Genomic DNA, 19,179 nt, shown 5'->3' on the forward strand with positions numbered 1-19,179 from the left:
ATGACCGGAGGCACCCTCTACCTCTGGAACGGCAAAGGCGGCAACAAATTCGGCCCCGCCACCGAAGTCGGCTCCGGCTGGACCCCGTACTTCTGACCCTGCCGCACCCCTGTGCCGGCGGGCGCGGGCGTGAGGACGGCAGGAGGCCGCGGGCGGGTGTGGCACCCGCCCGCGGCCTCCTTGTGCGGCCTGCTCAGCGTGCGGGCCTCCCGTCGGAGGCGACGTCGATCACCACCTCGTCGGAGTAGGTCCGCCGCTCGGAGCGGACGACCGACAGGGACTTGTCCATGACCGGGAAGACGTGCACGGGGGTCAGGGTGAGGCGTGCCTTCCCGCCCCGGTTGCCGCGCACCCGGTCGACGTTGATCTCGAGGTGGCCGTAGTGCTTGCCGCCCGAGACCAGCCGCGGCGCGTCGCCGCCCGCCTCCCACTTCTCCGGTTCGGACAGGTCGGCCGTCCACTGGCTGAAGGTGTTGTAGCCCAGCGGCGGGGTGTCGAGCGTCGCGCCCTCCCTGCGCACGCCGCGCAGGCCGTCGCCCGAGACGCCGACGTCGTAGTAGTGCACCCCGACGCCGTCGCCGTCCTCGTCGACGAAGCTGCGCTCGAACATCTCGCTGTGGCCGGAGATGACGGCGGCCACGCCGTAGCGCTCGAACAGGGAGTGGTAGACCCGCATCGGGGTGCCGCCCTGGCCCGAGGTCAGGGCGTGGTTCATGGGCAGGCCGTGCTCCCCGCTGCTGTAGGGGGCGTGGTGGAACTGCACGAGCACGATCTGGCCGGCGGCCCTGGCCTGGCGGAGCTGCTCACTCGCCCAGGTCCACTGGCGTCCGCCGGGGCTGTAGTCGGACAGGTCGCCACCGCCGGCGGCCTCGTACTCGGTCCGGGTGAAGTTCTCCTGGGTGTCGGTGCCGGGCCCGGTGTACTGGCGGCCGGTCAGCTTCTGCTCGGGCGGGTAGTCGGCGGCCCGGTCGTCTGGCTCGCCGTTGTTGCTGTCGAGGGTCAGCACGGTGACCGGGCCGTAGTCGATCCGGTAGTAGTTGTCGCGGTGCTCCGGCGTGCCGTTGTCGGGCGCGTCGAAGTAGGCGTGGAACTTGGCGCGCGAGCGGACGACGGGCGTGCGGTCCTGCGGGGTGCCGTAGCCGCCGTTGAGCGCCCCGAAGCTCTCCCAGTTGCCGAACGCGGGCAGGATGGGCACCCCGCTCAGCAGGGAGCCGGGTTCGCCGGCGGTGTGGCGGAAGAACTCGTCCCAGCCGGGCTGGTAGCCGCCGCCCTGGACGAGGTCCCCGGTGAAGAGCACCGCGTCGGGCGAGCGGTCCTTGACGACCGACAGGTTGCGGCGCAGGCCCTCGTCCTCGGTGAGCGGGTAGCGCAGGACGCGCGTGCCGGACAGCACGGTGGTGCCGTAGGTGCGGTCCCAGAGCGAGTCGGGCTCGGCCGAGGGCCTGGCGTCGGCGCCGGCGCCGGGCGCCCACTCCCGGCGCTGGACGCGCCCGCGCGGTTCGGTCTCGGAGTCGGACATGGCGATCAGCCTGACGTGCCGCCAGTCGCCGGCGTCCGGGGCGGTGTGGAAACTGCCGCGGACGGTGCGCCCGCCCTGCTCGACCGTGTACTGGTAGCGGGTGTCCGGCCGCAGGCCGCTCACCCGGGTGGTGTGCTTGAAGTTGTCGGGGCCTTCGAGCCACGATCCCTGCTCCAGCCCGGGGATCTGCTCGGCCAGTTCGGCCGCGGTGTAGGCCAGGGCGGGCTGGGCCTGGCCGCCGATCCGCTCGCTCCGGCCGCCGCCGAGGCCGGGGCCGCGGACGGTCAGCCGTCCCGGCCCGCCGTCCTCGGTGAACCAGGTGATCGTGATGCCTGAGGAGCTCGGGCTCTGCAGGTACGGCAGGATGCGGAAGTCCGCCTGCCGGGTGGCCGCGACGGCCTGGCCGGACGTGATCCCCGCCGGGAGGAGCGCCACGGCCAGCGCCGCGGCGTACAGCTTGGTTCGAGTGCGCATGCCGGATTCTCTCAACGCTTCAGCGTGACATCGCCGACGACGATGCGGTGGTCGGAGTACGGGGTCGAGATGACCCAGCCGGACCGTTCGTCGACCGTGAAGTGCCGGCGGTCGACGAAGATGTAGTCGATCTTGCGGTTGCTCTGGTACGGACGGTCGTACACGTCGGGCAGCCCCTCGGCGCCCATGGTCCACTCACCCTGGCGGTGCGGGCAGGCTTCCGTGCCGATGTTCCACCGCCTGATGTTGCCGCGCCAGCGCGGGTCGGCTCCGTCCACCTCGTCGAAGACGCCCTTGCCGCCGCACCGGGCGTAGAAGTGGTCGAGCGAGGGCAGGAACGGCAGCTCGTTGAGGTCGCCGAGCAGGGCGACGGGCATCCGGGCGGCCATCGGGGTGATGGTGTCGCCGATCAGCTTCGACTGGGCGTAGTTGATGGAGCGGCCGTAGAAGGGGTCGTCGGCGATGTCGGGGTCGCCGGGGAAGGAGGTCTCGTTGATGAGGACGAGCGGCACCTCGGTGTGCGTCACGCACGCGCGGACCACCGGCGCGCGGGGCACCCGGACGTCGCCGCAGACGAGCTTGCGGTAGCGCTCGCGGTAGTGGTAGCCGAGGTCGAGGTACGGGGTGTCGCCGAACATCACCCGGTCGGAGGGGTGCTTGCTGAGCAGCCCCATCACGTACCAGCCTTCGGGGTTGACCTCGGCGTCGTAGCAGTTGGGGATGTCGTAGTTGGTGACGACGACCTGCTCGGTGAGGCCGCCGTAGCCCGGCTTCGTCTTGAGCCGGTCGCGCAGGGCGACCCACTGCGTGTAGCACATCTCGTTGAGCGAGATGATCTCCGCGCGCTGCTCGTAGATCTTCGTCACGGCGTCGTCCACGGGGGTGCCCGTGTTGCCGCCGTTGAAGCCGTTGCCGGCGAAGTTGAAGTCGAGCATCCGGACGCGCTGCCCGCCGTGCCCGGCGGTGGAGGCGGCGGCGGAGTCCTGGGCTGGTGCTGAGGGGTCCGGTTCGGCGACGGCGACGGCGGGTGTGGCCAGGAGCAACGCGGCCGCTGCCACGACCGCGGCGACTCGGGATCTCATGGTGCTTCTCCCTGAGGGGTGAGTGCCGGCCCAACATTCCTGTCTAGACCGGTATTTTGGCGGCAACGTAACACCATGGGGAGAGTGTGACAAGAGCGCGCGGTGTGACGGCGTCGCCCCCGCGCGGCTCGGACGGCCCGGGTCAGCGGGCGGCTGAGGGCCTGCTGACGTGCATCTGGATGACGTAACGATCACCGCGGTACAGCGAGCGGCCGTACTCCACGACGTTGCCCATGTTGTCCACGGCGACCCGCTCCACGAGGAACGCCGGGTCGTAGTCGGGCACCTCCAGCCGCTTGGCCTCCGCCGGGCTCAGCCGCGCGATCGAGACGGTCTGCTCCGCGGTCTCCAGCCGCACGCCGAACTCACGGCCGAGGATCTCGAAGAGCGAGTCGTCGCGGCCCATCGCGGCGAGCAGGCCGGGGAAGCGCTCGGCCGACAGATTCGTGCGCTCCAGCGCCATGGGGACGCCGTCGGCGGTGCGCACCCGCTCGATGCTGTGGATCGGCTCGCCGGGGGAAAGCCCCAGGCGGGGGGCGATGTCGCGGGGCGCGGGCCGGGTGCGTCCGCGGTAGCTCTTGGCGCCGGGCACCATCCCGCGCATCCGCATGTCCTCGCTGAAGGAGCGGAAGTTCTCGGAGTGGATGAGGGTGGGGTGCTGCACGAACGTGCCCCGTCCCGCCACCCGCCTGACCAGCCCGCGCCCCTCCAGGTCGTTGATCGCCCCGCGGACGGTCATCCTGGCCACCCCGAAGCGCTCGGCGAGCACGCGCTCGGACGGCAGCAGGGCGCCGTCGCGCATGTCGAGCACCAGCGCGGCGAGGACGTCCTGGATGTGCTTGCCCTTGGGACCTCCCTCGCCGGCCGAGAACAGCTCAGGTGCGACGTCACGCGGTTCGTGTCGCGGCCTCGGCACTGAGGACCCCCTCCAAGTCGTGTCGGCGCAACATCCTAGGCGCTGCGGCGATGGTTGACATACGGTCTATACCAGTATTAGCTTCCAGGCCAACCGCATGAGCGCCCGATCGATGGAGAAACACTGATGTCCCGAACCCGGCGCGGCTTGTTCGCGGCGATCGGGGCGCTGGCCATGACCCTGTCAGCCTGCGCCCCTAGCGCCCCCGAAGACCAGGCGGGCCCCGGCGCCGCCTCCGGACCGATCACCCTCGACGTGTGGGGGTGGCGGCAGGAGGACGCCGCCGCCTACCAGAAGATCTTCAAAATCTACGAGGACGCCCATCCGGGGGTGAAGGTGAAGTACGTCCCCTACAAGGCCGACGAGTACGACACCATCCTCCGGACCGGCCTCAGCGACGCCAACGGCCCGGACGTGGCCCAGCTCCGCTCGTACGGGCTGCTCCAGCCGCTGGTCGCGGCCAAGAGCCTGGTCCCCCTCGACGACCAGGTCAAGGAGCTGTCCGGGTTCCCCGAGCCGGTCCTCGACGGCGCGCGCGGCGAGAGCGACAAACGCGTGTACGGCGTGCCGTTCGCCATCCAGAGCCTGCACGTCATCTACAACAAGAAGCTGTTCGCCAAGCACGGGGTGAACCCGCCGAAGACGTGGGACGAGATGACCGCCGCCTTCGACAAGCTGGCGGCGGCCGACCTCACCCCCCTCGCGACGACGATCACCGACACCTGGATGCTGCCCATCCAGCAGGAGATCTTCGGCGCGACCAGCTACGGCGGCTACGACTACCTGGAGAAGATGCGCACCGGCGCGGCCAAGTTCACCGACCGGCCGTGGGTGGAATCACTGACGAAGTGGAAGTCCACCAGCAAGTACTGGCCCCGGCAGTTCGAGGGCGTCAGCTACGTCGACGCCCAGGCGCTGTTCACCTCCGAGCAGGCGGCCATGTTCCCCGGCGGGATCTGGGAGCTGGCGGTCTTCGGCAAGTCCAACCCGGACCTCGAGCTGGGCATCTTCAACGTGCCGCCGCCGGAGGGCGCGGCCACGGCCAAGACGCTCGTCCCCGGCTACGTCGACGGCTCGTTCGGCGTCGCGGCCAAGTCACCGCATCAGAGCCAGGCCATGGACCTGGTGCGCTGGATGGCCTCACCGGAGTTCGGGCAGGCCTTCTCCACCGAGCTCCGGCAGATCTCGGCGGTGCCGGGCGTCACGCCCCAGGACCCGCTGCTCGCCCAGGCGCTGGCCGCCTACCAGGCCGACCCCAGCCCGTACGTCACCTACGCGTACTTCTCCGGCGGCACGCCGACCGCCTGGGACCTCGCCTCGGAGGCGCTGTCCACGTTCGTGACCGGCCGCTCCGGCGCCGAGGACGCCGCCAAGCACATTCAGCAGGGTGTGGATCAGTGGTTCAAGCCAACCCAGTGATCGCCGCGAAGGTGCGGCCGGCGCGCAGCCGTGGCGGCTACCGCGCCGGCCGCGTCTCCCTCGGCTGGATCGCGACCTTCTGCCTGCCGGCCCTCGTGCTGTACGGCATGTTCGTCGTCGTCCCGCTCGTCACCGCCTTCTCCTACGGCCTGTTCCGGTGGGAGGGCATCCGGCCGGCGGAGTTCGCCGGACTCGGCAACTACCAGGAGGTCCTGACCAGGTATCCGCTCAACGAGGAGATCCCGGCCGCGCTCTGGCACAACCTGCTGTTCTTCGCCGGGACGATGGCCATCCAGAACACGGTCGGCCTCGGGCTCGCGGTGCTGCTGTACCGCAACCCCCGCGGCAAGCGCCTGTTCCAGACGGTCTTCTCGCTGCCGTACCTGATCAGCCCGCTGATCGTCGGGTACATCTGGTCGCTGCTGCTCAGCCCCACGTTCGGGCCGATCAACTTCCTGCTGCGGACGGCCGGCCTGGACGCGTGGGCCAGGCCGTGGCTGGGCGACCCCGACACGGCGCTGCCCGTCCTGATCCTGGTCAACGCCTGGCAGTGGATCGGCGGGCCGATGCTGATCTTCCTCGCCGCGCTCGGCGGCATCCCCCGCGAGCTGGAGGAGGCCGCGGCGATGGACGGCGCCTCCAAGTTCCGGGCGTTCTGGAGCGTGCGCTTCCCGCTGCTCATGCCCGCGGTCGGCGTCATCACCGTGCTGACCTTCATCGGCTGCTTCAACCTCTTCGACCTGGTCTACGCGCTCGGCGGCTCGGACGGCGGCCCGAGCGGCGCGATGGACGTGCTGGGCCTGCTCTACTACCGCACGGCCTTCGAGGGCGGCACCAACTCGATCGGGGAGTCCTCGGCGCTCGCCATCATGATCTTCGTGGTCGTCTTCGGCGTCTCCGTGGCGCTGGAACGATTCCTGCGCCGACGGGAGGTGCGGATGTGAGCCGGCCGGAAAGCGGCGGGCGCGTCCCGGGCTTCGCCGCGCACGCCCTGCTGTGGTGCTACGCCGCCTTGGCGGTGGGCCCGCTGATCCTGGTGGTGATCGGCTCGTTCCGCAGCAACGCCGACATCCTCCGGCAGCCGGTCGGGCTGCCCGACTCGCTCGGCTTCGACAACTACCTGCGCGCCTGGCAGACCGCGTCGATCTCCACCTACTTCGCCAACTCGATCATGGTCACGGTGGCCGCGGTCGCGCTGTGCGTGGCGGTGTCGGCGATGGCCGCGTACGCGCTGTCGCGCTGGCGCTTCCGCGGGCGGGCGCTGCTGGCCGCCTTCTTCCTGTCCGGGCTGATGATCCCGGCCAAGCTGGGGCTGCTGCCGGTCTTCTACATGTTCCAGTCGATGGGGCTGATCGACACCCGGCCCGGACTGGTGCTGCTCTACGCGGCCGGTGGGGTGCCGTTCTCGATCTTCGTCATCATGGGGTTCGTCCGGGGCCTGCCCACCGAGCTGGAGGAGGCCGCCCGCCTGGACGGCGCGAACGAGGGGCGGCTCTTCGTGTCCGTCGCCCTGCCGCTCATGCGGCCGGCGCTGGCCGTGGTCACCGTCTTCCAGTTCGCGCCCACCTGGAACGACTTCTTCTACCCGCTCGTCCTGATGCGCAGCGACTCCAAGTACACCGTCCCGGTCGGGTTGACCCGCTTCTTCGGCGAGTTCGCCACCGACCGCGCGACGCTCTTCGCCGGGCTGGTCATCGCGATCGCGCCGCTGGTGCTGGTGTTCGCGCTCGCGACCAAGCAGATCATCGCCGGACTCACGGCAGGTATGTCCCGTTGACGACAGATCAGCAGTCCTACCTCAGCATCGACGGAGGCAAGTCCGAGCTGCGCCTGCTCGTGAGCACCGGCGGCGAGCGGCAGTACGGCACCGGGCCCGGCATGTCCTACCGGCCCGGCGAGGACGGCGTCGCCCGGATCCTCGAGGCCGTACGGGCGGCGGCCGGATCGGTCCGCCTGCCCGCCCGCCCGGCCGCGGCGGTGGCCGGGCTCACCGGGGTTCCCGGCGAGCCGGAGCCGAGACGCCGGCTCGCCGGGGCGCTGGAGGAGTTCCTCGGCTGCCCGGTCCTGCTCGTGGAGGACAGCCTGCTCGCCCACGCCGGCGCGCTGGCGGGGCCGGGCACCGTGGTATGCGCGGGCACCGGGACGACCGTGCTCGCGGTCGGCGCGTCCGGCGACAGCGTCAAGATCGACGGTTGGGGGCCGCTGCTCGGGGACCGGGGCAGCGCCCACGCGATCGGGCTGGCCGGGCTGCGCGCCGCCGCGGCGGCCCACGACGGCGCGGGAGCGCCGACCTCGCTGGCCGACCGGCTGGTCGAGGAGGTGGGCGGCACCGACCTGGCCCGCCTGCAACAGTTCTACCGGGACCCGGCGCTGGTCGCGCGCACCGCCGCCTTCGCGCGCGTGGTGCTCGCCGCCGCGGAGCACGACGACGTGGCCCGCGCCATCTGCGACGACGCGGCCGACTCGCTCGCCACGTCGGCCGCCGCCGCAGTCACCCGGCTGCCCGGGGCGGGCCGCCGCGTCTCCTGCACCGGACGCCTGCTGACCCCCGGCGGCCTCCTGTACGCCCGTCTCGCCGCGAACCTGTCCCGCCACGGGCTGGACCTGGTCGCGCCGCTGTCCACGGCCCTGGAAGGTGGATTGATCTTGCTTCGTTCGGAAGAACCGTATCGAGACCTGCTACGGCGGCTCGCCCCCCACGAGGGAGGACAGGCGTGAGAGCCGGACATGGCGTCGAGACGCTCGACGTCGTCGCGGGCGAGGCCATGGGCGGGTACGCCGACCGGACGCAGGGCATCGCCGGCACCCTCGACCCGCTGGAGGTGCACGCCGTCACCTTCACCGACGGCGCGCACCGGTTCGCGCTGGTCGTCGCCGACCTGGTGTGCGTCAACGCCGACGTGGTGGAGCGCATCAGGGGCGCGGTCCACCCGCTCGGCGTGGACTCCTGCTGGGTCGCCGCGACGCACACCCACGCCAGCCCGGAGACCGGCTGCGTCCCCGGCGGCGCCCCGACCCCGGCCCCGCTGGTGGATCGCCTGGTCGGGGCGTCGGTCCGGGCCGTCGGGTCGGCGCTCGCGGACGAGCGCGACGCCCGGCCGCACGCGGTGCGGGCGGGCGTGCCGGGCCTGGGCGACCGGCGGGTGTCGCACTACCGCCACCTCGCCGACGTGCCGGTGGACGCGCTCGTGCTGTCCTCCGGCGCGGGCGAGGTCACCGGCGTGCTCGCGGTCTCGCCCGTGCACCCCACGGTGCTGCCCGCGAGCAACAGCGCCGCCAGCGCGGACCTGAACGGCGGCATCCGGCGCGCCCTGCGGGCGGCCGGGGACCGGTGGATCGTGGTGGCGACCGGCGCGGCGGGCGACATCAGCACCCGGCACACCCGCCAGGCGCGCGACAGGGCGGAGATCGACCGGCTCGGCGCACTGGTGGCCGAACGTCTCCCCATCACCGCACCACCACCGAACTCAACGACCGGCACTGTAGCGGGCGCGGCGGCGAGCATGGCGGCTGATGTGGCGGCGGGGGCGGCGGATCAGTCGTTCGCCGTGCGACCGCCGGTCTCCGTGCGCGTGGCGCTCGCGCCCAAGGCGCCCGACGAGCTCGCCGCCGCCGTGGACGCGGCGGAGCGGGCGCGGGCCACCGACGAACGCCACCGTGACGTGCTCGACCAGGGGCGGCGCATCGCGCACGACCTCCGGGCGCGGGGCCGCGCGCACCCGTACGAGATCGAGGTGCAGGCCGTCGGGCTCGGCGGCGTCACCCTCGTGGCCGTGCCCGGCGAGCTGTTCCTCGACCTGGGCGAGGCCATCCGCGCCGGGTCCGCCGGGCGCGGTCACGACGTGATCGTCCTCGGCTATGCCAACGGCTACCTCGGGTACCTGCCCAGCAGGGGCACCCGGACCACGTACGAGACCCTGGTCAGCCCCGTCGCGGAAGGCGGCGGCGAGCAGGTCGTGGCGGCGGCGCTCGAAGCCGTCGAGACGGCGCAGGAGGACGGACGACCGATGAGGGGATGCACGGCCCATGGTTGAATCGCAGTTCGCGGCCGACGCCGGGGCGCTCGTCGAGCGGGTCCTGGCGACGCAACTGCCCGCGATCCACGAGGCGGCCGAGCTGGTCGCCGCCTCGATCGCCGCGGGCGGGGTGCTCCAGACCTTCGCCACCGGCCACTCGCGGGCGGTCTGCCTGGAGCTCACCGGCCGCGCGGGCGGACTGGCGTCCGTGGGCATGCTCGCGGTCAAGGACCTGGTGATGTTCGGGGGCGTGGACCCGGCGCTCGTCCTCGACCCGACCTACGAGCGCACCCCCGGCCTGGCCGGCCGGATCTACGAGCTGGCCCGGCCCGGCCCGGCCGACGTGTTCCTGATCGTGTCGAACTCCGGGATCAACGCGGCCATCGTCGAGATGGCGGAGCTGGCCAAGGAGCGCGGCCACCGCGTGATCGCGCTGACGTCGCTCGCGCACACCCGCTCGCCGTCCGCGCGGAAGGTCGGCGCGCCGACCCTGGCCGACCTCGCGGACCTCGTCATCGACAACTGCGCCCCGGCCGGGGACGCCACCGTCGAGCTCGCCCCGGGGATCCGGATCGGCGCGGTCTCCTCCCTCACGGGCGTGCTCATCGCGCAGGTGCTCGCCGAGCTCGTCTGCAGGCGGCTGCTCGAACAGCGGCTCGACGTGCCGGTGTTCGTCTCGGCGAACCTGGCCGGCGGCGACGTCCACAACGCCGCCCTGTACGAGCGCTACCGCGAACGGGTGCGCCCGATCGAACCCTGACGCCGGCCACGAGCGGGCGGGCGACCTGCCAGGATCGCGGTATGACCGATTTCCTGACGCCACAGCAGCTCGCCCGCCGCACCTCCGACGCTGTCGGGGCGGCCGTCGGCGCGGGGCGCGATCTCGGGCTCACCGTGACCGACGCCAGGGTGCTGCACGACCTGTTCTCCGTCGTCGTCCACCTCGCGCCCGCCCCGGTCGTGGTCAGGGTGCCGACCGTGCTGGCGAGCACTGCGACACTCGACTCCCAGGAGCGGCTGCAGCGGGCGGAGCTGGACGTCACGCACTGGCTCGCCGACCGGGGCACGCCGGTGATCCCGCCCAGCCCGCTCGTGCCGCGCGAACCCGTCCGCCGTGACGGGTTCTCGATGACGTTCTGGCACTACGTCGAGGAGGTCCAGGGCAAGGAGCCCGACTACGTGGCCAACTCGGAGAGCGTCGCCGGCCTGCACGCCGCGATGCGCGACTACCCGGGCCCGCTGCCGTTCCTGTCGTCGGCGGCCCCGGAGGCCGTCGCCGCCGACCTGGCCCTGCTCGCGACGGATCCCGGCCCGCTCAGCGCGGCGGACCTGGAGCGGGCCCGCCGCGAGTGGGAGGTCCTGGAGCCTCTCGTCCGCTCACGAGAGGCGTTCGAGAAGGCGTTCCCGGGCATCGACCTGCAGCCCATCCACGGCGACTCCCCCGCCGCGAACATCTTCCCCGGCGTGCACGGCAACCTCTACGCCGACTTCGAACTGGTCACGCTGGGCCCGGTCGAGTGGGACATGGCCGCGCTCGGCCCCGACCTCGAGTCCGCCTACGACCGGGGCGCGCGGCGCAACGGCATGCGGCCGCTGCGCGCGGACGTGATGGGCTTCGTCACCGCCGTGGGCATGTTGCGGGCGGCCACCACGCTCATCACGCTCGCGCCGCGGCTGCCCGCGCTGGCGGAGTACGTCGAGCCGACCGTCGAGCAGTGGCGGGCGACGCCGTTCGCCGGCGGGCCCGCCGGGCCCGTCAGTGGAAGTCGGTGATGCGCAGGACGGCCATCATGTCCGCCGTCCGCGAGGACCCGGTCGAGAAGGACGCCTCCGCGCCGACCCAGCCGCGGAAGGCCCCGCTGTCGTCGATGATCTGCATGAGCGGCTTGACGTGGGAGTTGCCGGTGTAGCAGAACTCACGCCGCTCCATGGCCAGGCACGTGCACCAGTGCCACAGCGTGTCGCGGCGGTCGGAGTTGGAGATCTTGGTGAGGTAGTACTGGATGGAGCTGACGTTCGCCTTGGTGCCGCCGCCGTAGGTGGGGCAGCCGCCTTCCTTCTGGCACGCGCTGTTGGAGGACGGCTGCAGGTAGGTCAGGCACGAGGTCGTGGTGGTGCAGGCCCGGAAGGACGGCAGGGCGAACGGCTGGTTGCCGGCGTTGACGATCTTGCCGCCGGCCCAGCTCGTCAGGTCCTGCCTGAGGCCGCCGCGGAACGCCTTCACCGAGCTCATCGCGCGCCGGGTGCTGATCGCGGCGTTGCTGCCGTAGCCGTAGCCGTGCGTGGCCAGGCTGCTCCCCTTGAGGTCGAGGCGGGCCAGCTTGCCGTCGGGCGAGGAGTGCACGGTCCACTGTTCGGTCCACGCCTGGGCGATCTTCCAGCGGATGGTGAGCACGCCGCCCGACACGGTGTACGTCCCGGTGCGGCTCTCGTCCGGGGCGCCGGTGTAGCCGCCCGCGGTGAGCACCCGGCACATGCGGGGGCGGCTCGCGGAGCCGCCCGCCTTGGTGGTGCAGCCCTTGTCGGGGACCATGCCGGTGCTCTGCCTGGCCTCGGGGTTGCGCTGCCACCACAGGTACTGGGAGGCGCTGACCGTGCCGTTGGCGGCGAAGCGGTAGGTGCCCAGGCGCAGCCAGTTCTGCTGGGACGCGGCCTTCAGGTGACCTTGTGAGACGACGTAGGTGGACTTGCCGCCGGGCAGCGGCGTGGCGGAGACCGCGGCGGCCGATTGCAGGGGCAGGAGGGTGATGGCGAGTACGAAGGAGAGGATGGCCGCTGCGATTCGCATGAAAGAAGGCTCCGGGAGGCTTGCGGTCTTGCCGTTCGTCAACGGGTCACCGTATTCGATCTCGGCGGGCCGTGTCTCGGGAACGGCCGCCCCGCCGTCTGAGGTTCATGTCCGGTTACACCTCGTACGGGATGATTGTCAATGACCCTTGACGGTCGTCAACTGGCTGAGTCTGGGGCATTGAGCCGTTCCGCGCGGGTGGGCGAGAGTGAGGACCAGATCTTCATGCGCTGACGGCCGGCGCGCGTACCCGTAGGCCGGCCGGGAACGGTTCATCCCTCAGAGAGGAACTTGATCCATGAAGGTGCGCAATGTCCTGCTCGTCAACGCCGGCAGTGACGAGGGCATCGCCTCGATCGCCAACGACGGCACGTTTCCGGCGCTGGGCGTCGTCTCGCTGGCCACGGTGCTCCGGCGGGACCATCCCGACGTCGAGGTGATCGCCGTCGACGGCCAGATCACGCCGATGGACGAGGTCGAGAAGCTGATCGCCGACTTCGAGCCCGACGTCCTCGGCGTGGGCGTGCTGGCCACCTCCTACGGCAACGCGCTGCGCCTGGCCGAACTGGGCAAGGAGGCGGGTGCGGTCACCGTGTTCGGCAACGACCAGGCGACGGCCATGGCCGAGCAGATCCTGAGGCACCGTGCGGCCGTCGACTACGTGTGCGCCGCCGACGTCGGCGAGTTCTCCCTGTCCGCCCTGGTGAGCGCGCTGGACGGGGAGCGCCCGATCGAGTCGGTGCCGGAGCTGCTCTACCGCACGTCCGGCGGGATCGCCCACAACCGCCTGCCGGAGATCCCGCCCGAGGAGATCAAGGGCAGCGGGGGCGCGTTACGCACCATGGTGCTGGACGCCATCCCGGTGCCGGACCGCACGTTGATGCCCGACCTCAACTGGAGCCGTTACCTGGACAACTACCTCAACCGCTACGGCGAGCTGCACGCGGGCGAGGACATCACGGGCGTCACGACGATGAACCGCGCGCGGGGCTGCGCGCGGGTGAAGTCCCCGTGCCACTTCTGCGGCATCATGGACCTGAGCCTGCGCTTCTCCTCCCCCGAGATCTTCTGGCACGACGTGCGCGCGGCACAGGAGCAGATGTCGGCCTCGATCTTCTACGAGGCGTTCGACAGCATGAGCAGTTCGCCGCGCTGGGTGCAGGCCGTGGTCGAGGCCAGGCCCGACGACATCGGGGAGGCGAAGTTCTTCGTCTACACGCAGGCGGCCGAGACGACGCCGCGCCTGGTCGAGCTGTATCGCAGGCTCGGCGTGTACCGGGTGAACATGGGGCTGGAGGCCGGGGACACGGGGATGCTCAAGGTGCTCAAGGGCCCCCGTGACAGCTTGGAGAACAACCAGCGGGCCTGCCGCCTGTTCAAGGAGGCGGGCATGCTGATCCACGGCTCGCTGGTGCTGGGCGGCCCCGGGGAGACGTCGCAGAGCCTGGACAACACGGTCCGGTTCGCGCGGTGGCTGATCGACAACGAGATGATGGCCTCCCTGGAGGCCCAGCCGCTCTTCCCCGACTTCGGCGCGCTGACCGGCAAGTGGCTGATGAACCCGGACCTGGCCAGGCAGGTGGCGAAGGAGCGGGGGTTCGAGATCCTCGACGGGGAGTTGCTCGACCTCATGCCGTCGAAGTACGGCTCGACCGACATGGTGGACTTCGACGAGGTCTCCAAGGACTGGTCGAAGATCTTCAGCCACGCTCCCTGGGACGAGCTCATCGACGCCACCCACACCATCCGCTCCTACGCCGACAGGTCCGGCACCATCACCGGGTCGGGACGCATCACGCAGGCCACGCTCGGCTCCGCGTGACGCTCCCGCCCCGGCGCCCCGGGTCCGGTCAGCCGCCTCCGACGGGCTGCTGACCGCCGTCGTCGACGGTGGTCCCGCCGCCGGGGTCACCGCCGCCGTCCGGCGGCCCGTCCCCGACGCCGCCGAGCGGGTCGTCGCCGCCCGGGTCACCGCTGGGGTCGCCACTGGGGTCACCGTTGGGGTCGCCGTTGGGGTCGCCGCCGGGATCTCCGGTCGGGTCGCCGGTCGGGTCGCCGCAGGCGGCGGGGTCGGCCTGGCAGGCCGGGTCGCCGGTCGGGTCGCCGGTCGGGTCGTTCGCGAGCGGGTCCTCGGTCGGCTTGGGCGCCGGCTTGTGCACCAGGTCGTGGCTCTCGCCGGCGAAGGCGGGGCCGGGGAACGACTCGGCCGGCCTGCCGTCCATCGCGGCCGTCATGAACTCGCGCCAGATCTTGGTGGGCGTACCGGCTCCCTGGATGTTCCCGAGGGAGACCTCCTTCTGGAGGGCGTAGCCGTTGGGGTCCTTGCGCACCTTCCCGGTCTTCGGGTCGGTCTGCGGGATCTCCTTGTACATCCCGACGGCCGAGGAGAGCTGCGGGGTGTAGCCGACGAACCAGGCTTCCTTGTTCTCGTTGTTGGTGCCGGTCTTGCCGGCGATCGGACGTCCGCCGGGCAGCGCGGTGCCCCTGGCGGTGCCGGACCTGACCACCTGCTCCATCGCGTAGGTGACGTCGGCGGCGGTGTCGGGGCTGATGACCGTGCGGGGCTGGCCGGCCTCCTTCATGACGATCCGGCCCTGGTGGGTCTTGACCGACAGGACCACGTGCGCGTCGTGGTGCACGCCGCCGTTGGCGAAGATGCCGTACCCGGTGGCCTGCTCGACCGGGGTGACCAGGCCCGCCCCGATCGACATGCCGAACGCGTGGGCCTCGACGGCCTGCCTCAGGTGCTCCTTGTCGATCCCCGCGCCCTCGGCGATCTTCTCGACCGCCTCCAGGCCGACCTCCTGCGCCATCGTGGCGAACGCGGTGTTCACCGACTCGGCGGTGGCCCGGTCGATCTGCACGGCCGCGCCCAGATCGTGCGAGTTGCGGATCGGCTTGGTGCCCGGCAGCGTGACCGGCCCCTTGCCGGAGACGTAGCTCCTGAGGCTGTAGCCGCGCTCCAGCCAGGCGGCCAGCACGTACGGCTTGAAGGCCGAGGCGGCCTGCTTGTTGGCGTCGAAGGCGTTGTTGGTGAAGCTCTTCAGGTAGTCGCGTCCGCTGTAGAAGGCGATCACCTGCCCGTTGCGGGGGTCCACGGCGGCCATGTTCGCGCGGACGTGCTTGTCGCCGACGACGGCGAGGTTGGCCTCGACCGCCTTCTTCGCGGCCCGCATCAGCTTCCTGTCGAACGTCGTCGTGACGCGGTAGCCGCCGCTGCGCAGGCGCTCCTTGGAGATGCCGCGCCGCTCCAGCTCGCGCTGGACGATGTCGACCATGTAGCCGTTGATGCCCTTGAGCATCTCCTTCTTGTCCGGCCTGGCGAGCTTGGGGAACTTCGCCGTGCCGGACAGGCCGCCGTAGCGCGCCGCGTCGACCTCCGCCATGCCGCCGATGACGTAGGTGAAGCGTTCCCTGGTCGGGGCCCAGTTCCGCGCCGCCTCGGCCTGGTCGAACGCGTCCGGGCTCTGGATCCGGCCCGCGAGGTAGGCCCCCTCGGCGACGGTCAGCTTGTCCACGTCCTTGTCGAAGAACGCCTGGGCGGCGGCCTGGATGCCGTCCGCGCCGCGACCGAAGTAGATGGTGTTGAGGTAGTTGGCCAGGATCTGGTCCTTCGTCATCTCCTGGCCGGCGCGGATCGACACGAAGATCTCCTTGACCTTCCGCTGCACCGTCCGCTCCTGGCTGAGGCCGTCGTAGTAGCCACGCGCCATCTCCTGCGTGATGGTCGAGCCGCCCTGGACCTGCCGGCCGGTCACCGTGCTCCACACCGCTCGCGTGATGCCCGACAGCGAGATGCCCGGGTCGGTGCGGAACGTACGGTTCTCCGCGGCGATGAAGGCGTCCTGGACGTGCCGGGGGACCTTGGTGAGCGGCACGATCTGGCGCTTGGTGCCGAGGTGGGCGATCTCGGTCTTGCCGTCCCGGTAGTAGATGATGCTGCCCTGCTCGACGGCCTCGTCCTGGACGGTCAGGGGTAACGGGGTGTTGGCGTACGCCACCATGATCATGCCGAAGAGGCCCGCGACCAGCACCACGAGGCCGGCGACCACGAGCTTCCAGCTCGGGATGAAGCGTTTCCAGCCGGTCCGGGCGCGATCGCGGCCGTCACCCGGCCGCCCGCCGCCGTCTCCTCCGCCCGCTCCCCTGCCGTCGCCCCTGCCTCCGTCGCCCCTGCCTCCGTCGTCGCCGCCGGAGCCGCGTCGTCCGCCGCCTCCGGGTCGCCTGCCGCCGGGTCCGTCGCCGCCCGGCCCGCCCGGGACGCCGGAGCCACCGGGGCTGCCGGGGCCGCCCGGCCCGCCGCGCGAGCCTCGGGTGCCGCCGCCCCGGCCTCCGTCGCCGGAGCGTCGTGACCTGGTGCGCCTTTCCGTATCGCCCGGAGTTTCCGTACCGCCGGGTGTCCCGGGGTCACCGGGGCCGCGCCTGCGCCGGCCTGGCCGGTGCGACGGTTCCGCGGCGAGCATCGCCAGCACTGCGTCTTTCCTCCATCCCCCTTACGGCTAGCCAATAGATAGCGGTTAGCCGTAAAAGGTGTCAAACGCTGTGCGGCGCCGCGCAGGTCGCCGTGCCGGTCGCGCCGTCAGGCCGCCGGTCGCCGTTCTTCCGCCGCCTCGCGGCCGGCCGGGAGGGGCTGCACGAGCACCGGCGCGTCCGCCATCACCACGACGGAGTACGGCGGTCCCGGGACGGGCGCGCCGGCGTCGAGCAGGTCGTCCAGCACCGGGCACAACGTCCGCCGCGGCGGGACGACCAGCCGGACCGGCCCCAGCGGCGGACCGCCCGGCGCGCAGAACGTCAGCTCGACGTGCGCGGTGACGGAGCCGAGGTTCAGCAGGCTGAGCCGATCGCCGGGCATGCACCCGTCGGTGATCGCCATTCTCCAGTTGCCCACCATGGTGCTCATCCACGACTCCCGTCTCGCGCTGCGGCAGCCGTCCCGCTACCCCGGCAGCGCCGGTTCTATCCCGAAGCTGCGCCTTGTCATGAATCGCGGTCATCCGGTCGGGGTTGACGCTAATCTGCCGACCATGCGCATGCTGCACCTCGGGCTGCGGGTCACCGACCTGGACCGCTCGCTCGCCTTCTACACCGCGCTCGGTTACGCCGAACTGGGCAGGGTCCCCGAGACCGAGTTCGGCAGCCTGACCATGCTCAAGCTCCCCGACGACCCGTTCGTCAGCCTCGAACTCGTGCACGACCCGGCCAGACCGGTCGGGGACATCGGCGCCGTCAACCACCTCGTCGTCCAGGTCGGCGACCTGGACGCCACGATCGCCGGCCTCGCGGCCAGGGGCGTCACGGCCGAGCCGCCCGGGGAACCGGGGCCCGGCGTCCGGACGTCGTGGCTGACCGACCCCGACGGCTACCGGATCGAGCTGGTGCAGTGGCCGGCGGGCCATCCGGCCGGCATGACGGCGGCCGACTTCGCCTGACGGGCTCCTCCGTGACGGCTCAGCCGCCCCAGCCCGCCAGCGGGACCACGTCACGCTCCGACCGTGACGTTCCCGCAGGCGAAGTCATGACGCGGTGTCACTGGCGGGAGAACGGGAACCGGAAGAACATCGATCGTCATCGTCAACGACGTCCGTCCGGCGGCGGAGGCCAACCGGCGGTGGCGCGGAACGACGGGAAGGACGATCGATGACCACCGTGGTGCTCGCCGACGACGAGGCCCTCCTGCGCAAGGCGCTGGCCTCGCTGCTCCCGCTGGAGGGCGAGATCACCGTGCTGGCCGAGGCGGAGGAGGGCGAGGCCGCCGTACGGGAGACGTTGCGGCACCGGCCCGACGTGCTCGTCATCGATCTGGAGATGCCCGGCGTGGACGGGCTCGACGCCGTCGCGCGCATCCGCCGCGAACGTCCGGACCAGGTGATCCTCATGCTGACCCGGCACGCCAGGCCCGGCGTGCTGCGCAAGGCGCTCAAGCTCGGCGTCCAGGGCTTCGCCAGCAAGTCGGCCGAACCGGCGCATCTCGCCGCCATCATCAGCACCCTGCACGAGGGCCGGCGGTGGATCGACCCGGACGTCTCCGCGCTGGCGGTCGTCGACGACTGCCCGCTGACCGAGCGGGAGACCGACGTGCTGCGGGCGACCGGCGAGGGCTACTCCGTCGCCGACATCGCCGCCCGGCTGCACCTGGCCGAGGGCACGGTGCGCAACTACCTGTCCAACGCGATGCAGAAGACGCAGACCAGGACCCGCCACGAGGCGGCCCGGTACGCACGCGAGCGCGACTGGTTGTGAGCCCCCGGCGGGAGCGCCCGGGGCGCGGGAGCGCGACAATACCTCTCATGTCCCAGGCGATCCTGCGCACCGGCCGCATCACCCTCGTCCCGCTGTCCGACGAGCACCTCGATGACGAGGTGGAGCTCGACTCCGACCCCGAGGTCATGCGTTACCTCACCGGCCGGGCCCGCACCCGCGCGGAGGTCGAGGCGCAGCACCGGCAGCGGCTGGCCGCCGCCGGCCGCGTCCCGGGTCTGGGCTTCTGGGCCGGGTCCGTGGACGGGCGGTTCGTCGGCTGGTGGATCCTGGAGCCGCCGGAGCGCGCCGACCAGGGCCCGGTCGATGGGCAGGCCGAGCTGGGGTACCGGCTGCTGCGCCGTCACTGGCGTCAGGGCCTGGCCGGTGAGGGGGCGCGTGAGCTGCTCCGCCACGGGTTCGAGGAGCTGGGGCTGAACCGGGTCTTCGCCGAGACGATGGCGGTCAACACCGCCTCCCGGGCGACGATGACCGCCGTCGGCATGCGGCACGTCCGCACCTTCCATGTGGACTGGGACGAGCCGCTGCCGGGCAGCGAGCAGGGCGAGGTCGAGTACGCGATCACCCGGGAGCAGTGGCTCGCCCGCCGGGCGACCGAAGCCTGACACCCCGCCCTCCCGGCCCCGGGCTGACCGGCTCGGGACCGGTCAGCTCAGCGCCGGTCGACTCGGAACCGGAGTGCTCGGGACCGATCAGCTCCGAAC

The 19,179-nt window shown here is 71.7% G+C and carries 17 protein-coding genes; 11 read left to right on the forward strand and 6 right to left on the reverse strand.

Annotation, left to right across the window (positions count from 1 at the left end; genetic code table 11):
* Positions 1–193: 193 nt before the first annotated feature.
* The 3 genes from FAF44_RS19620 to FAF44_RS19630 all read right to left on the reverse strand — a co-directional run bounded on the left by FAF44_RS19620 (position 194) and on the right by FAF44_RS19630 (position 3,991).
* The gene (locus tag FAF44_RS19620; protein ID WP_237104650.1) at positions 194–1,993 is read right to left on the reverse strand and encodes a metallophosphoesterase; all 1,800 of its coding nucleotides are present in this window, start codon (positions 1,991–1,993) and stop codon (positions 194–196) included.
* A gap of 11 nt (positions 1,994–2,004) precedes the next feature.
* Entirely contained in the window at positions 2,005–3,075 is a 1,071-nt protein-coding gene (locus FAF44_RS19625; protein WP_237104651.1) for an endonuclease/exonuclease/phosphatase family protein, read from the reverse strand.
* A gap of 142 nt (positions 3,076–3,217) precedes the next feature.
* Positions 3,218–3,991 carry a GntR family transcriptional regulator gene (locus tag FAF44_RS19630; RefSeq protein ID WP_237104652.1) on the reverse strand — a complete coding sequence of 258 codons (774 nt, stop codon included), beginning with the start codon at positions 3,989–3,991 and terminating at the stop codon, positions 3,218–3,220.
* A gap of 126 nt (positions 3,992–4,117) precedes the next feature.
* Here FAF44_RS19630 and FAF44_RS19635 point away from each other — a divergent pair, with 126 nt between their 5' ends.
* From FAF44_RS19635 to FAF44_RS19665, 7 genes are read left to right on the forward strand one after another with little or no spacing between them, the layout of a single operon-like run.
* Entirely contained in the window at positions 4,118–5,410 is a 1,293-nt protein-coding gene (locus FAF44_RS19635; RefSeq protein ID WP_237104653.1) for an ABC transporter substrate-binding protein, read from the forward strand.
* Positions 5,407–6,354 (forward strand): carbohydrate ABC transporter permease, encoded by a 948-nt coding sequence (locus tag FAF44_RS19640; RefSeq protein WP_237104654.1) that lies wholly within the window; start codon positions 5,407–5,409, stop codon positions 6,352–6,354. The genes FAF44_RS19635 and FAF44_RS19640 overlap by 4 nt, the downstream gene beginning before the upstream one ends.
* Positions 6,351–7,187, forward strand: coding sequence for a carbohydrate ABC transporter permease (locus tag FAF44_RS19645; protein WP_237104655.1), 837 nt, complete (start codon positions 6,351–6,353; stop codon positions 7,185–7,187). Before FAF44_RS19640 ends, FAF44_RS19645 begins: the two co-directional genes overlap by 4 nt.
* Positions 7,184–8,128 (forward strand): N-acetylglucosamine kinase, encoded by a 945-nt coding sequence (locus FAF44_RS19650; RefSeq protein ID WP_237104656.1) that lies wholly within the window; start codon positions 7,184–7,186, stop codon positions 8,126–8,128. The genes FAF44_RS19645 and FAF44_RS19650 overlap by 4 nt, the downstream gene beginning before the upstream one ends.
* The gene (locus FAF44_RS19655; protein WP_237104657.1) at positions 8,125–9,444 is read left to right on the forward strand and encodes a hypothetical protein; all 1,320 of its coding nucleotides are present in this window, start codon (positions 8,125–8,127) and stop codon (positions 9,442–9,444) included. Before FAF44_RS19650 ends, FAF44_RS19655 begins: the two co-directional genes overlap by 4 nt.
* Positions 9,437–10,186 carry a sugar isomerase domain-containing protein gene (locus tag FAF44_RS19660; RefSeq protein WP_237104658.1) on the forward strand — a complete coding sequence of 250 codons (750 nt, stop codon included), beginning with the start codon at positions 9,437–9,439 and terminating at the stop codon, positions 10,184–10,186. Before FAF44_RS19655 ends, FAF44_RS19660 begins: the two co-directional genes overlap by 8 nt.
* Positions 10,187–10,227: 41 nt before the next feature.
* Positions 10,228–11,199: an aminoglycoside phosphotransferase family protein gene (locus tag FAF44_RS19665; protein WP_237104659.1), complete on the forward strand. Its 972-nt coding sequence runs from the start codon at positions 10,228–10,230 to the stop codon at positions 11,197–11,199.
* On the opposite strand, the gene FAF44_RS19670 is transcribed toward FAF44_RS19665, so the two are convergent.
* A complete protein-coding gene (locus FAF44_RS19670) occupies positions 11,183–12,214 on the reverse strand; it encodes a hypothetical protein (protein WP_237104660.1) in 1,032 nt (343 codons plus the stop codon). The genes FAF44_RS19665 and FAF44_RS19670 overlap by 17 nt on opposite strands.
* Before the next feature lie 298 nt (positions 12,215–12,512).
* On the opposite strand from FAF44_RS19670, the gene FAF44_RS19675 reads away from it, so the two are divergent.
* On the forward strand, positions 12,513–14,036 hold the full coding sequence (locus tag FAF44_RS19675; protein ID WP_237104661.1) for a radical SAM protein: 1,524 nt from the start codon (positions 12,513–12,515) through the stop codon (positions 14,034–14,036).
* Between the two features lie 28 nt (positions 14,037–14,064).
* Here the strand turns inward: FAF44_RS19675 and FAF44_RS19680 are convergent, their stop codons facing one another.
* Both FAF44_RS19680 and FAF44_RS19685 read right to left on the reverse strand, forming a co-directional pair.
* A complete protein-coding gene (locus FAF44_RS19680; protein WP_237104662.1) occupies positions 14,065–16,266 on the reverse strand; it encodes a transglycosylase domain-containing protein in 2,202 nt (733 codons plus the stop codon).
* Positions 16,267–16,793: 527 nt separating this feature from the next.
* Complete coding sequence (locus tag FAF44_RS19685) at positions 16,794–17,117, reverse strand: sensory rhodopsin transducer (RefSeq protein ID WP_237104663.1); 324 nt, start codon at positions 17,115–17,117, stop codon at positions 16,794–16,796.
* Between the two features lie 124 nt (positions 17,118–17,241).
* Between FAF44_RS19685 and FAF44_RS19690 the strand changes: the two genes are divergently transcribed.
* From FAF44_RS19690 to FAF44_RS19700, 3 genes are all read left to right on the forward strand, one after another.
* Complete coding sequence (locus tag FAF44_RS19690) at positions 17,242–17,646, forward strand: VOC family protein (RefSeq protein WP_237104664.1); 405 nt, start codon at positions 17,242–17,244, stop codon at positions 17,644–17,646.
* 208 nt (positions 17,647–17,854) lie between these two features.
* Positions 17,855–18,457, forward strand: a complete 603-nt coding sequence (locus FAF44_RS19695; protein ID WP_237104665.1) for a DNA-binding response regulator — start codon at positions 17,855–17,857, stop codon at positions 18,455–18,457.
* A gap of 47 nt (positions 18,458–18,504) precedes the next feature.
* Positions 18,505–19,080, forward strand: a complete 576-nt coding sequence (locus tag FAF44_RS19700) for a GNAT family N-acetyltransferase (RefSeq protein WP_237104666.1) — start codon at positions 18,505–18,507, stop codon at positions 19,078–19,080.
* Positions 19,081–19,179 lie beyond the last annotated feature (99 nt).

Source organism: Nonomuraea sp. MG754425 (assembly GCF_021699195.1).
Classification (GTDB): Bacteria; Actinomycetota; Actinomycetes; order Streptosporangiales; family Streptosporangiaceae; genus Nonomuraea.

What these genes read in the sequence shown, in the direction of transcription:
- FAF44_RS19670 (WP_237104660.1), bottom strand. Translation starts at nt 12,214, where the DNA reads ATGCGAATCGCAGCGGCCATCCTCTCCTTCGTACTCGCCATCACCCTC.
- FAF44_RS19625 (WP_237104651.1), bottom strand. Translation starts at nt 3,075, where the DNA reads ATGAGATCCCGAGTCGCCGCGGTCGTGGCAGCGGCCGCGTTGCTCCTG.
- FAF44_RS19660 (WP_237104658.1), top strand. Translation starts at nt 9,437, where the DNA reads ATGGTTGAATCGCAGTTCGCGGCCGACGCCGGGGCGCTCGTCGAGCGG.
- FAF44_RS19685 (WP_237104663.1), bottom strand. Translation starts at nt 17,117, where the DNA reads ATGAGCACCATGGTGGGCAACTGGAGAATGGCGATCACCGACGGGTGC.
- FAF44_RS19665 (WP_237104659.1), top strand. Translation starts at nt 10,228, where the DNA reads ATGACCGATTTCCTGACGCCACAGCAGCTCGCCCGCCGCACCTCCGAC.
- FAF44_RS19675 (WP_237104661.1), top strand. Translation starts at nt 12,513, where the DNA reads ATGAAGGTGCGCAATGTCCTGCTCGTCAACGCCGGCAGTGACGAGGGC.
- FAF44_RS19695 (WP_237104665.1), top strand. Translation starts at nt 17,855, where the DNA reads ATGACCACCGTGGTGCTCGCCGACGACGAGGCCCTCCTGCGCAAGGCG.
- FAF44_RS19690 (WP_237104664.1), top strand. Translation starts at nt 17,242, where the DNA reads ATGCGCATGCTGCACCTCGGGCTGCGGGTCACCGACCTGGACCGCTCG.
- FAF44_RS19620 (WP_237104650.1), bottom strand. Translation starts at nt 1,993, where the DNA reads ATGCGCACTCGAACCAAGCTGTACGCCGCGGCGCTGGCCGTGGCGCTC.
- FAF44_RS19700 (WP_237104666.1), top strand. Translation starts at nt 18,505, where the DNA reads ATGTCCCAGGCGATCCTGCGCACCGGCCGCATCACCCTCGTCCCGCTG.
- FAF44_RS19635 (WP_237104653.1), top strand. Translation starts at nt 4,118, where the DNA reads ATGTCCCGAACCCGGCGCGGCTTGTTCGCGGCGATCGGGGCGCTGGCC.